This is a genomic window from Riemerella columbina, from assembly GCF_030517065.1.
In the GTDB taxonomy this organism is placed as follows: Bacteria; Bacteroidota; Bacteroidia; order Flavobacteriales; family Weeksellaceae; genus Riemerella; species Riemerella columbina_A.
Genome location: NZ_CP103950.1, coordinates 1,214,452 through 1,227,886, shown reverse-complemented (window position 1 = coordinate 1,227,886; position 13,435 = coordinate 1,214,452). Strand labels below are relative to the sequence as shown.

13 protein-coding genes and 1 tRNA gene are annotated in these 13,435 nt (G+C 38.4%); 10 read left to right on the top strand and 4 right to left on the bottom strand.

The annotated features are described in order from the left end of the window. Nucleotides 1-32 precede the first annotated feature (32 nt). Nucleotides 33-554, top strand: coding sequence for a hypothetical protein (locus NYR17_RS05850; RefSeq protein ID WP_302504796.1), 522 nt, complete (start codon nucleotides 33-35; stop codon nucleotides 552-554). Further along, nucleotides 554-1,654, top strand: coding sequence for a DNA/RNA helicase domain-containing protein (locus NYR17_RS05845; RefSeq protein WP_367997966.1), 1,101 nt, complete (start codon nucleotides 554-556; stop codon nucleotides 1,652-1,654). Before NYR17_RS05850 ends, NYR17_RS05845 begins: the two co-directional genes overlap by 1 nt. 166 nt (nucleotides 1,655-1,820) lie before the next feature. Here the strand turns inward: NYR17_RS05845 and NYR17_RS05840 are convergent. Then, a tRNA-Ser gene (locus NYR17_RS05840) sits at nucleotides 1,821-1,907 on the bottom strand. A 255-nt stretch (nucleotides 1,908-2,162) separates the two neighbouring features. On the opposite strand from NYR17_RS05840, the gene NYR17_RS05835 reads away from it, so the two are divergent. Genes NYR17_RS05835 through NYR17_RS05820 form a run of 4 tightly spaced genes read left to right on the top strand, consistent with a single transcriptional unit; the run spans nucleotide 2,163 to nucleotide 7,519 of the window. Next, nucleotides 2,163-4,619 (top strand): FtsK/SpoIIIE family DNA translocase, encoded by a 2,457-nt coding sequence (locus tag NYR17_RS05835; RefSeq protein ID WP_302504795.1) that lies wholly within the window; start codon nucleotides 2,163-2,165, stop codon nucleotides 4,617-4,619. 13 nt (nucleotides 4,620-4,632) lie between these two features. Continuing rightward, nucleotides 4,633-5,277, top strand: coding sequence for a LolA family protein (locus tag NYR17_RS05830; protein WP_302507013.1), 645 nt, complete (start codon nucleotides 4,633-4,635; stop codon nucleotides 5,275-5,277). A 3-nt stretch (nucleotides 5,278-5,280) separates the two neighbouring features. Further along, nucleotides 5,281-6,027 carry a DUF4476 domain-containing protein gene (locus NYR17_RS05825; RefSeq protein ID WP_302504794.1) on the top strand — a complete coding sequence of 249 codons (747 nt, stop codon included), beginning with the start codon at nucleotides 5,281-5,283 and terminating at the stop codon, nucleotides 6,025-6,027. A 40-nt stretch (nucleotides 6,028-6,067) separates the two neighbouring features. Further along, nucleotides 6,068-7,519, top strand: a complete 1,452-nt coding sequence (locus NYR17_RS05820; protein WP_302504793.1) for an LptF/LptG family permease — start codon at nucleotides 6,068-6,070, stop codon at nucleotides 7,517-7,519. A gap of 7 nt (nucleotides 7,520-7,526) precedes the next feature. Here NYR17_RS05820 and NYR17_RS05815 read toward each other — a convergent pair whose 3' ends face one another. Continuing rightward, complete coding sequence (locus NYR17_RS05815; protein ID WP_302504792.1) at nucleotides 7,527-7,955, bottom strand: DUF4268 domain-containing protein; 429 nt, start codon at nucleotides 7,953-7,955, stop codon at nucleotides 7,527-7,529. A gap of 138 nt (nucleotides 7,956-8,093) precedes the next feature. Beyond that, entirely contained in the window at nucleotides 8,094-9,596 is a 1,503-nt protein-coding gene (locus NYR17_RS05810) for an APC family permease (protein WP_302504791.1), read from the bottom strand. Between the two features lie 208 nt (nucleotides 9,597-9,804). Here NYR17_RS05810 and pnuC point away from each other — a divergent pair, with 208 nt between their 5' ends. From pnuC to prmC, 4 genes are read left to right on the top strand one after another with little or no spacing between them, the layout of a single operon-like run. Further along, a complete protein-coding gene (pnuC, locus tag NYR17_RS05805) occupies nucleotides 9,805-10,476 on the top strand; it encodes a nicotinamide riboside transporter PnuC (protein WP_302504790.1) in 672 nt (223 codons plus the stop codon). Nucleotides 10,477-10,529: 53 nt separating this feature from the next. Beyond that, on the top strand, nucleotides 10,530-11,141 hold the full coding sequence (locus NYR17_RS05800) for an L-threonylcarbamoyladenylate synthase (RefSeq protein WP_302504789.1): 612 nt from the start codon (nucleotides 10,530-10,532) through the stop codon (nucleotides 11,139-11,141). A gap of 22 nt (nucleotides 11,142-11,163) precedes the next feature. Then, nucleotides 11,164-11,931, top strand: a complete 768-nt coding sequence (gene yaaA, locus NYR17_RS05795; RefSeq protein ID WP_302507011.1) for a peroxide stress protein YaaA — start codon at nucleotides 11,164-11,166, stop codon at nucleotides 11,929-11,931. Beyond that, a complete protein-coding gene (gene prmC, locus NYR17_RS05790) occupies nucleotides 11,928-12,779 on the top strand; it encodes a peptide chain release factor N(5)-glutamine methyltransferase (protein WP_302504788.1) in 852 nt (283 codons plus the stop codon). The genes yaaA and prmC overlap by 4 nt, the downstream gene beginning before the upstream one ends. A gap of 5 nt (nucleotides 12,780-12,784) precedes the next feature. Here the strand turns inward: prmC and NYR17_RS05785 are convergent, their stop codons facing one another. After that, nucleotides 12,785-13,426: a rhomboid family intramembrane serine protease gene (locus NYR17_RS05785; RefSeq protein ID WP_302504787.1), complete on the bottom strand. Its 642-nt coding sequence runs from the start codon at nucleotides 13,424-13,426 to the stop codon at nucleotides 12,785-12,787. Nucleotides 13,427-13,435 lie beyond the last annotated feature (9 nt).

Here is a 13,435-nt window from a genome sequence, read left to right as displayed (position 1 = left end):
GATATTTATGTTTTGAGTTTTCGATTCCGAGGATGGGAAAAAGAATTGATTGCCTACTGATTATCAAAAATATTGTATTTGTAATCGAATTTAAGGTAGGGGAAAGTCAATTTAAAAATCAAGACATTGATCAAGTTTGGGATTATGCTTTGAATCTAAAAAATTTTCACCAACCAAGCCATAAAGTACGATTGGTTCCTATTTTAGTTGCAACAAACGCAAAGGAAATTCAGCATACGATTACTGAATCGGTACATAATGATAAGTTAGTAAATCCGCTAAAAACCAATTCTGAAAATTTAGGAACGCTTATCAATCTGGTTTTAGATCGTTATTCAGAAGAAAAAAGTATTGCCATTGATAACTATTTTGAAGGAAGTTATTCGCCTACTCCAACTATTATTGAGGCTGCCATCAGTCTGTACAATCAGCATAGTGTGGAGGAAATTACGAGAAATGATGCCGCAGCTATAAATTTAAACCAAACTACACGCTATATCACGGAAACTATTGAAGAGGCGAAAAGCAGGAGGCACTTGCCAGAGATAAAGTAATCCAAGAAAAGATAAAAGGTAATAAAATTACCAAAAAGCAAGCTATCAGAGAGGTAAAAGCTTTTATCCAAATGGTACATCACTACCGAGATGAGTATTTGAAAGACCCAAAAGCACCCTATGACCACGTGGCTATTTTTGATGAAGCTCAACGGGCGTGGACTAAAGAAAAAACAGTAAAATTTATGAAAGAGAAAAAACAAATTCATAATTTTTCTGAATCAGAACCCAAATTTTTGATTTCTTGTTTAGATCGGCATCAAGATTGGGCAGTTATTATTTGTTTAGTGGGAGGAGGACAAGAAATAAATGATGGCGAAGCCGGTATTTCAGAATGGCTTTCGGCAATTCAACATCATTTTTCACACTGGGAAACTAGAATTTCCAAAGAATTATTTGATTCTGAATATACAGCAAAAACAAGTATCGAGGAACTAAAACAAAATCATCAAGTAATTTTTAATCCAAATCTTCACCTTTCCGTTTCTATGCGTTCTTTTAGGGCGGAATATCTCTCTAAACTCATCAAAGAAATTTTAGATATTGATAAAAATGCACAGCAAACTTACCAGAAACTGAAAAATAAATACCCAATTGTATTAACAAGAAATATAGAAACCGCAAAAAAATGGTTAAAAGAAACTGCAAGAGGAAGTGAAAGATATGGAATCGTAGCTTCTTCAAAAGCGTATCGGTTAAAGCCCTTGTCTATTGACGTTAAGACTAATATGAATCACGTTCATTGGTTTTTAGAGGATAAAAATGATATTCGTTCTTCCTATTTTATGGAAGATGCAGCCAGCGAATTTCAGATACAAGGTTTAGAATTAGATTGGATAGGTGTAGTTTGGGATGCAGATTTAAGGTTTTCAGAAGAAGAATGGAAAGGATTTTATTTCTCTGGAAATAGTTGGAAAAACATTAAAAAAGATATAAAAAAACAATATCTTATCAATGCGTATCGTGTATTACTCACCCGCGCAAGACAAGGAATGATTATTACTGTTCCAGAGGGCGATAACCAAGATCATACACGACGTTCTGAGTTTTATGATTCAACGTTTAATTATCTAAAAAATATTGGGTTTGAAGTGGTGTAGTTTTAAAATAAAATAAGAATAGACAATAATTAAGGTGTTTTCTTGCTTTGAAATTTACGAGAGATATTTTCATATCCTTATAACCACAAAAAAAGACTATTGAAATTTCAATAGTCCCTTTTTTAGTTTCCGACACATGTAACCTATTGATTATCAGCATATATTGCAGAAAGGAAGGGATTCGAACCCTCGAAGCGGTTACCCGCTTACCACCTTTCCAGGGTGGCCTCTTCAACCACTCGAGCACCTTTCTAATTGCGGTTGCAAATATAATCATTTTATTTTTATTTTGATGCTTTTTTTGATAAAAAACCATCACTAAAATTAGTACAAACGCCTTTGATTTACCATTAAACACTGATTTACAACAAGTTAAAATTCCACTATTCTACTTTGATTAGAATTAAAATTAAAAATAGGTATAAGAGATATAAGCTTTAAAAAAGTCTGAGATTTCTCTTAATTTATCATTGTTTATTGTTAAATTTGCAGACCTTAAAAATCATCAATGACTCAACAACAGCAAACTTCTAAACCACAAAAAAAGCTTTCCAAAGCCCGTATCATTCTGGGACTGAGCTTTATCCTTATTTCCATTATCCTTGTCTTGGCATTTATTTCTTACTTAATGAATTGGAAATCAGACCAAAGCCAAGCTGGAGAATTATTAGATAAATCCATTAAATCTTCTAATTCTGTCGGGAAATTTGGCGATTGGTTAGGAAATTTATTTATTTTTGAAAGTTTTGGTATCGCTGCATTTATCATTGCATTTCTGATCTTGATGTGCGGGACTTTGATTCTGAAAAGAAAGTTTTTCAAACCGATGAAGGTCTTTTCACACGCTCTATTTTTCCTATGCTGGCTTCCTATTTTTTTAGGCGCTGTAACTAAGGGAACTGGCGTGTTGAGTGGCGTTTATGGCTACCAAATCTACGACTATATGAACACTTTCATTGGTCCATTTGGGCTGTGGCTTGTTCTATTGTCCAGCATTGCGTTGTATTTTATTTTAGAGTTTAACCTCCGTCCGAGTGTTATCCAAGCTAAATTACAGAAAATCAATAATAAAGCATCACAAATCACGGAAGGTATTAAATCTAAAATCCCAACTTCCGAGGTGGTTGAAACGCCGAATAACATGACTATTGATGATGATTTTGAAACTGAAGACACCACTGAAAGTGCCACTTCTCCCTTACCTACGGCACCTATTTCGTTTGAAGATATTGACCTTACAGATACGGTAAATAATGACTCTCAGGTTATTAAAACGCCAAAACACACTCCAGCTGAAGTTGAAATACAAACGGAAGAAACTGAAATAGAGCCTCATAAGCCAGAAAAAGTTCGCATAGCGCCTGATTCTTTTGAGATTACGATAGAGCAAGTGCCTACCGAGCCTCAAGTGGATAAAAGTGAAAATTTAGCTCAAGAATTGGTGCAAAAACACGGTTTATATGATCATAAATTAGAACTTTCTCAATTCCAAATGCCTACAATAGAATTACTGAAAGACTATGGCAATGAGGAAATTACCATCAACAAGGAAGAGTTAGAAGAAAATAAAAATAAAATTGTAGAGCTCCTCAAAACCTTTAAAATCGGTATTGCGAAGATCAAAGCTACCATTGGACCTACGGTTACGCTTTATGAAATTATCCCTGAAGCGGGCATTCGTGTAGCTGCCATTAAGCGTTTACAAGATGATATCGCCCTTAATTTAGCCGCTTTGGGCATTCGGATTATTGCCCCGATGCCAGGAAAAGGTACCATTGGGATAGAGGTGCCTCGGAAAAATGCCACGATGGTGTCTATGCGTTCGGTAATCGCTTCGCCAAAATTCCAAAATAGCCAAATGGACTTGCCGATCGTGTTTGGGAAAACCATTTCTAACGAGGTCTTTATGTCGGATTTAGCCAAAATGCCGCACCTCCTTATCGCTGGGGCTACAGGACAAGGTAAGTCTGTGGGTATCAATGCAATACTTACTTCATTGCTTTATAAAAAACATCCGAGTGAACTTAAATTTGTGATGGTAGACCCTAAAAAAGTAGAGCTTTCTTTGTACTCCAAAATAGAACGCCATTATTTAGCTAAACTCCCTGATGTGGAAGATGCCATCATCACCGATAACTCTAATGTTATCAACACTTTAAACTCATTATGTATCGAGATGGACAACCGTTATGATTTGCTAAAAGATGCTTTTTGTAGAAACCTTAACGAGTATAATGCCAAATTTTCGGAGCGAAAACTCAACCCAGAAAATGGACACCGCTATTTGCCTTACATCGTGCTGGTGGTAGATGAATTTGCTGATTTAATTATGACCGCAGGCAAGGAAATAGAACAGCCGATCGCCCGTTTGGCGCAGAAAGCCAGAGCGGTGGGCATCCACCTGATTGTGGCCACGCAGAAGCCGACCGTTAATGTTATTACAGGGATCATCAAAGCTAATTTCCCTGCCAGAGTGTCGTTTAGAGTGAATTCCAACATTGATTCTCGGACGATATTAGACACCACAGGTGCCGACCAGCTCATCGGAAAAGGTGATATGCTCATCTCCAACGGCAACGATTTGATTAGGGTGCAATGCGCCTTTATAGATACGCCTGAAGTGGAGCGGATTGCGGATTTCATCGGTGAGCAAAAAGGCTATGCTGGCGCTTATGAACTGCCAGAATACATCGGCGAGGAGAGCGGCAATGCCAACACCGACTTCAACCTTAACGAGAGAGACGCCCTGTTTGAGGAAGCCGCCAGAATTGTGGTTTCTACGCAACAAGGCTCTACATCTATGCTCCAGCGACAGCTTAAATTGGGCTATAATCGTGCCGGCAGAATTGTAGATCAGTTGGAAGCTAGCGGTATTTTGGGCAGTTTCAATGGCTCTAAGGCGCGGGATGTTCTCATCCAAGACCTCCATACATTGGAACAATTTTTGGAAGACTTGAAGAAATAAATTCAAAAAAATGATGATATCCATTACTAAAAAAATAAGCATAGCCGCACTTTCCGTTGGCATAATAGCCAATGCCTTTGCCCAAAAAGTAGATGCAAAAGCCAAAACCATTTTAGATCAAGTTTCCGCCAATTATAAAGCTAAAAAGAACACTTACTTCAAGTTTTTATATGGCTCTGGGAGCGGAAAAGTACAGAAAACCCAAACAGGTATTTTCTATTCCGAAGGGGCTAAATATAAGCTCAAAATTATGGGAACGGAACAGATTTTTGATGGCAAAAAAATATACAACATCACTGATGAAGACCAAGAAGTGACCATTGCTGTGCCTAATGAAAACGCTGTGCTCTTCTCCCCTACCAGCTATTTAGATGATTATAAAAAGGGCTACCAAATCAGTTATATTGGCAAGAGAAACATTGCAGGCATCAGCACCGATTTAATCCAAATGAAACCTGTAGGCAAAAATGAGGTAAAAGCGGTTTATCTCTTCATCAATACAGTTAAAAATGAGCTGGTTAAGTTGGAACAATACACGAATAACAACGAGGTGGCAGTCATCCAAATTCAGGATTATAAATACAACCAAAACTTGAACTCTAACCTTTTCAATTTTGATAAAAATCAATATAAAAACTATATCATTACAGAATTATAAATTATGAAATCTCTATTTTTAGGCTTCGGATTTAGTTTTTTAACTATTATGGTTAGCGCCCAAGGGCAGTTATTAACCAACGAATTGGCGCCAGTAAAAACAAAACGCCATAATCCTCAAAAACGCTTCAATACCAATGGTTATGCCGAAGTTTTTGTACGGATTAACGATGCTCACGCCTATTCTGAGCGTTATCAAATTACCATTGCCGACCAAAGTATAGAGAACAGAACGGGTTTTTATCGCTTTTTTGATTTAGGAACAGGCGTTAAAAAGCTCAGTATTTTAGAAAATGGAATTCCTATTTATAGGGCTAAAATTTTGCTAAAAAATCATACACGAACCCTTTTAGAGTTTCTGCCTGATGAAGGTCTATTCTTGGTAAACGAATTACCTATCAGACCTGATGGAGCAGTTTATCATCCTTGGAACACTGCATTTTCAAGACTTCCAATGATGAATGATGCTGAGTTTAACAACTTTTTAAATCATTTTAAAGATCAAAGTTTTGATGATAATAAACTTCAAGTATTTCTAAGTCAGAATAAAGTTTCGGCGTTTTCCGCAGAACAGGTTTTGGCTTTAATCAGAGAAATGAGTTTTGATGAGAAAAAATTAGAACTGGCAAAACAAGCTTATCCTCATTGTGTAAATCCGCAGAATTATTACCTCGTTTCCAGTGGTTTTAGTTTTAGTAGCACCAACAAGGCACTCACCGATTTTATATTAAAACATCAACAAAACCCGTAACGCTGTTTTATATTTTTAATTTTTAGCCTATCTTTGCCCTATGCTGAAGAAATTAGATCAATACATCATCAAAACTTTTTTTGGACCTTTCTTGTTCATCTTCAGTGTGTTATTTTTTATCTTCATTGTGAATATTATTTGGATTAAACTATCCCAATTCACAGGCAAAGGGCTTTCGCCTTACGAAATTACCAAACTTCTATTCTATATGAGCGCTACGGTGGTCAGTATGGTGTTGCCGCTGACTATTTTGCTCTCTTCTCTGATGACTTTTGGCTCGTTTGGTGAGCGCTATGAACTCGCAGCGATGAAGGCAGCGGGAATTTCTCTTTTTAGGGTTATGAAACCTTTAATTTTTGTGAGCATAGGGTTGGCTGCCATTTTATTTCTATTTTCCAATAATATAGTCCCAGATTTTAACAAAAAAGCAAAAAATATGCTTTATAACATTGTGGTGACTAAACCTGCGCTCAACTTTACACCTGGTCAATTCATCAACACTATTCCTGGAGCTTCTGCCAAATTTGATAAAATCTATGGCGAAAACGGCGAAAATTTAGAGGGTGTGATGATTCATAAAGAGGCTTCTGGCTTGGATAATTCGCAAACGATTATCGCTAAAAAAGGGAAATTTGTACCAGCACAAAGTAAAAATTACCTAAAACTTGTTTTAAAAGACGGCTATATCTTTGAAGATGAGAACAGTAGCTATGAATATAACGAGAAATTAAAGCAACCCAATCGCTCTATTCAGTTTGATAGCCTAACCCTCCATTTAGATGTGAGTGCCGTGGTAAATAAAGCCATAGAAGATGAAAAAATTTCGGATAGTTATGAGTTCCAGACTTATCCGCAAATCACCAAAACGATAGAAACATTAGAAAAAGACAATCAAAATCTTTTAAATAATATCGCTTCTGACCTGATTGCACAAAATAATTATTACATCAATTATTCTGAACAGTCTAAAAATAAAAAAGCCGTAGAACCTTTTCAATTGGAAAAATTGGAGGCTAAAAAACAGTTGGAAGTGCTCTATAACGCTTATCAGAAAATAGATACACAGAAGGAAATCAAGAAAGCGAAAGATGAAGAATTGTACGACCTTACCAAATACCGAAGCAAGGTTATCATGTACCAGCAACGGATTTTAGCCTTCCCGATGACTTGTATTATTTTCCTTTTGATAGGCGCCAGTTTGGGTTCTATCATCAGAAAAGGTGGCATTGGAGTTCCTGTGATTATTGCTGTGGTGATCTTTATTATTTTCTATATACTCAATCTTACGGTGGAAAATCTCTCGTGGAAGGGCTTGCTCAATCCTTATGTAGGCGCGTGGATTCCGAATTTGGTTTTAGCGCCGTTTGGAATTTGGCTCACCATAAAAGCCCTCACAGATTCTCAAGTTTTTGATGTGGAGAAATACAAAGCTTGGGTGATGCCACTCATCAAGAAATTTATCCGAAACCAAGAGCACGAAAGATACCAATAAACGCCCTTTAAATCGCTTTTATAAAATCTTCGTATTCGTAAAAAATAGCTTCAAATTTTGACATTTTGTCCACAAAAAACTCAAAAATGCTTGACCAAGTCGCTTTGTTATAAATGCTAACATCCTCTAAGGTGACCCAAATGCGACTGATGGTTTTGCCATTTTCCAAAGTATAAAAAGCCTCCCAAGACACCTCGCCTAACGCCTCTTCTAAAATGCTTTCCAATGCTTGCATTTTCTCAAAATATGCCAACCGAAGCGCTTCTTCCTTCATCGCTATATCTAAGCTGACCTCTGCCCGCTTGCGTTCTGCGGAGAATTTGAAGGCAAAATCTTTAATTTTAGTGTTATACAACAGCCATTTTCTCGGGAACGATTTCCCAAAAGCTGTCCAAAATTCCGTTTTAATCCTTGCTGATTCTTGCTTACTAAACATAATTTTTACTGCTATCTATCCTATATCATTCAAATTTTACCCTCCCTTATGATTAAAAATTTCGGCTTAGCATCTCATCTCAAATTTAACCTTAAAATAATGATGCAAAGCCGAAATAAAAACAGATTTTTCTATATTTTATTGATATTCATCGTAGCCACCTTTGTTCAGCACCGAGTTTTTCTTACCATAGAGAAAATAAACCAAAATCCCGAAAGTGAGCCATCCTATCGCCATATAAATAGCCGAAGTTTCCAAATTAAATATCAAATAAAGGTTCGTGATGATCCCCAACAAGGCAATGAGTGGCAAGGCTGGCGTTCTAAAATCACGCTTTAAATCTGGGCGTTTTACCCTGAGCAACCAAACCGCAAAACATACCATCGTAAAGGCAAACAAAGTTCCGAAACTGGTCATATGCACCAAAGTACTAATCGGTGTAGAAGCCGCTACCAGAGCCACCACAACGCCTAAAAGCAGTGTGTTTTTATACGGAGTTTTTCTCACAGGGTGGATATCTTTAAATATTTTAGGCAGAAGCCCATCTTTCGCCATACCTAAGAAAATTCGGGTTTGTCCTAACATCAGCACCATCAGCACAGAAATTAAACCTATCGTAGCAGAAACGGTGATGAGAATTACGGCCCAGTTCATCCCTGTTGCCTTCTCAAACGCAATAGCCACAGGTGCTGTCAATGCATCTGGAACAGAGCCAAAGTCTTTATAATTCATCATTCCTGTAAGAACCAAAGACATCAGAATATACAATAATGTACACACCAACAGAGAGGCGATAATGGCAAAAGGAATATCTTTTTTAGGATTTTTAGCCTCCGCCGCCTGCGTAGAAACGGCATCAAACCCGATATATGCAAAAAATACCGCCGAAGCCCCCGCAATAATGCCTTGAATACCATAGGCGGGCCCCATACTGCCGTTGGATTGTTTAATCATGGTTTCCTCTGGAATAAAAGGCGTTAGGTTGTCCATATTGATGTAAAATGTCCCCACGATAATCACAAAAATAACCACCGAAGTTTTAAGCAAAACAATGAAATTATTAGCACCAGCCGCTTCCTTAGTACCTCTCACCAACAATGCCGTCACCAAAAGAACGATGCAAAACGCAGGTAAGTTAAACGCAAAAGAGGGCACCTCCAAACCCTGGTTGAGGGCGTAATCTCGTGCAGAAGCAATATCGTTCGTTAAATAATACGGAATTTCTACGCCCATCATTTTGAGGAGTTTATTAAAATACCCAGACCACGAAACCGCCACGGTCATAGAGCCCATTGCATACTCCAGCACCAGCCCCCAGCCGATAAGCCAAGCGAAAATCTCCCCCACCGTACCATAGGCATACGCATACGCAGAGCCTTCCACAGGCAGTAGCGAGGCAAATTCAGCATAGCACAGCGCTGCAAAAATACACGCTATACCAGCCACTACAAAGGACAATGCCAAGGCTGGACCCGCATGATAATACGCTCCAGTCCCCGTGAGGACGAAAATACCGCCTCCAATAATGGCGCCGATACCAATAGCGGTAAGGCTCCATTTTCCTAAAACACGCTTGAGTTCACTTTTTTTCATATCCGCCTCATAGGCAGCCAACGGTTTTTTCTTCCAAATGCTTGACATAATTTCTCTCTCTTTATAAATTGATTTTACGAAAATAAAATAATTTTTTGAAATATTGACACCATCTCTCGGCTTTTTTCTGCATTTGGATGATTTTCATTAGATAAAATAATTATTAAATCAATAATATTTTAAATTTATTTTATCAATATCACATCTGCAAAATAGGGTTTTTAGCACTTCATATTTTTTATTTATATTTGACCTCATGAATTTCTACGATTTTTTCCTAACCCCCTACGAGGGCTACTCTTCTCTACAAATCGCTTTGGAGAGCATAGGCAGTATTTTCGGATTGCTGAGTGTTTATTTTTCTACTAAAAAAAACATATGGGTTTATCCCACAGGCATTATCAGCACGGTTATTTATGTCTATTTACTCTTTAATGCTGGGCTCCTTGGCGATATGATGATTAACTTTTATTACACTGTGATGAGCATTTATGGCTGGGCACTATGGTCTAAAAACACCACTGATCATATCCACATCCAGCCCTCTTATACCACAAAAAAGGAATGGCAGTTTTGTTTAGGATTATTTATTTTAAGCCTTGTTTTAGTAGGAATTATATATTACTTTAAACCCTATATAGACCATCATTTTTCTATGGATGGCGTTAGTTTAGGTTGGTATCATTTGGATTGGACGAACTATGTTGACATTATCACCACTGCCATTTTCTTAGTCGGGATGTGGCTTATGGCAAAACAAAAAGTGGAAAATTGGCTGTTTTGGATCATCGGCGATTTAATTAGCGTTCCTATGTACCTTTATAAAGGGCTCGCCATCACTTCTATACAATATGCTATTTTCACCGTATTAGCCACCATCGGCTTCCTAAAATGGCAACAAGGGATGAAGCGCAGCAAACTACAATAAAATAGCATCTCTTATATTTTTTCTTTACTTTTGCAGAATAATCCCATCATTTTATGGCTAAAATCCTAAAAATCTACCCTGACCACCCTCAAGAAAAGGCTATTCAAGAGGTGGTGGCTACGCTGAAAAAAGGCGGTTTGATCATCTATCCTTCGGATACGGTTTATGCTTTGGGCTGTGATATTAACAACCTCAAAGCAATGGAAAAGCTGGCTGCTCTCAAAAAAATGAAGTTAGAGAAAGCCCGTTTTTCTATCATCTGCCATAACCTGAGCCATCTTTCGGATTTTACAAGACCGATAGACAACAGCATTTTTAGATTTCTCAAAAGCCATATCCCTGGGCCTTTCACCTTTATCTTGGAAGCCAGTAAAAATCTACCCCTCGCTTATAAAGGGCATAAAACCGTGGGTATTCGCGTGCCTGACCATACTATCCCTCAGCTGATTGTAGAGCATTTGGGGCATCCCATCGCCTCCACTTCCATTAAAGATGAAGATGAAATATTAGAATATTCCACTGATCCAGAGCTGATTGCAGAGAAATACGACCACGCTGTAGACCTCGTGATAGATTCTGGTTATGGCGATAATATCGCTTCTACCATTGTAGATCTGACCTCTGGAACGCCAGAAATTATAAGACAAGGTAAAGGCGAAATTTAACCTCAAAAACAAATTTAATATGCTGAAAATATTATCTTCTCCTGCCAAGCTGATGCGTGTAGATTTCCATTCTACCCAACTTAAAGCCACAACGCCACAGTTCATCAAAGAAGCTGAAAAAATACAATCTCACCTCAAAAAAAAGTCGCCGCAGTTTTTGGCGGACTTGATGGAAATTTCTACCAAATTAGCCGATGAAAACTGGGAGCGCAACCAAAATTGGACTGCCCACCCCACGCCAGAAGAGTCCACCAATGCGCTCTTTGCCTTTACGGGAGAGGTTTATCGCGGACTGGATGCCCCCACGCTACCGCCATCGGCTGTTGAGTATTTGCAAAAGCATTACAGAATGCTCTCTGGGCTCTATGGCTTGCTCAAACCTTCTGATGAAATTATGCTCTACCGCTTAGAAATGGGGCGCCCGTTTCAGTTTGAAAAATATAAAAACCTCTATGCTTTTTGGCGAGAAAAAATCACAAAAGCCCTCAATCAAGAGACCCAAGAAGGCGATATTATTCTGAATTTGGCAAGTCAAGAATATTTTAAAGCCGTAGACCGCAAAAAGTTGAACGCCAAAGTGATTGATTTTAAATTCTACGACATCAAAAATGGACAACCTAAAACCATTGTGGTATACACCAAACACGCGCGTGGGCTTGTCATCCGCTACTGTGCAGAACATCAGGCGAAAACTTTGGAAGATGTTAAGGCGTTTAATTATGAAGGCTACCTGATCGACGATGAAAAATCCAGCGATGAAACTTTGGTTTTCACAAGACTAAGTCAATGATTGTAAAGGAGGTAGAGCAATTATTTCAAGAAGAACTTGCGGCACATTATACCGCTGCAGAGCGCCGTATTTTATGGCAAACTTTCGGCGAAGCTATGTTGGGATATTCCGCTGTAGCGCTTAAAATTCACGCTGCGGAACCTTGCTCTAACGAGGCGATTTCTCAGTTCAAAACCATTATTTCTCAGCTCAAAGCAGGACAACCTTACCAACAGATTTTGGGCAAAGCCGAGTTTTTTGGCACTTCGTTTTTTGTGAATGAAGCCGTGCTGATCCCACGCCCAGAAACGGAAGAACTTTTAGAAATCGCCATTAAAACCATCAAGGAAAAGAGAGATACGCAGGCACCGCTTAAGATTTTAGATATTGGCACGGGCTCGGGCATCATTCCTATTATTTTGAAAAAAAACTTCCCCAATGCGGTGGTGCAGAGTCTTGATATTTCCGAGGAAGCCCAAGCTGTAGCGCAAAGAAATGCCGAATTTCATCAAGTGGATATTCAGCTTATTCGTTGTGATTACCTCCAATATCCGTTAGAAAGTTTTTATGATGTTATCATCTCTAATCCGCCTTATATCGGGCAAGAAGAAGCACTCAACCTCCACAATACGGTCATTCAATTTGAGCCCAATATTGCGCTCTTCTCCCCGACCTCTGATGCCTTAGTGTTCTACCGAAAAATAGCCCAAGATGCCCAAAAACACCTCAGTTCTAAGGGATTGGTTTTCCTTGAAATCAATCAAAAATGGGGTGCGGAAACTTTGGCGTTATTTCAAGATTTTGCAAATCATCAACTCATTAAAGACCTTTCTGGCAACGACCGTTTTATTATCGCTGAGAAAGCATAAACGCTTTATTTAATGCGCTTGCCTATAAAAATCTGATACGCCAAATACAACAACGGCAACGCCATAATTCCCAAATAAAGGCTATTCTGAAAAACGGCTTCTGGATACAGCACCAGCACATAAGTCAAGCCAAATGCGGCACCACCCAAATGCGCCGAGTGTCCCAAATTGTCCCAAGGTTTAGGGTTCAGCATCATATACACCGAATACGCAAAATAGAGCGTTCCAAACATCCAGCCTGGTAAGAAATTAACCTCTATATCATTAGGCGCCAAAGCGATAGAGGCAAAAATAACCCCAGAAACCGCCCCAGAAGCGCCTATTGCAGAGTACCACGGCTGCTTTTGATAAATGTAAAGACTGAACAGATTACCCAACAATAATGATCCTAAATAAAGAATCACAAACCCTACATTCCCAAAAATGCTGACCACAATCCCTTGAAAAAAGTACAGCGAGAGCATATTAAAGAACAAATGCATCCCATCAGCATGCAAAAATCCAGAGGTCAGCAACCGCCAATACTCGTTTTGTTGCAAAATGGCAGCTACATTGAATTGATTTTTCCTAAAAAACGACATATCCCGAAATCCTTGGTAAGAAAACAAAACGGTAGCCGCCATAAATATTAAAACTATACCACTCATCACTTTAAT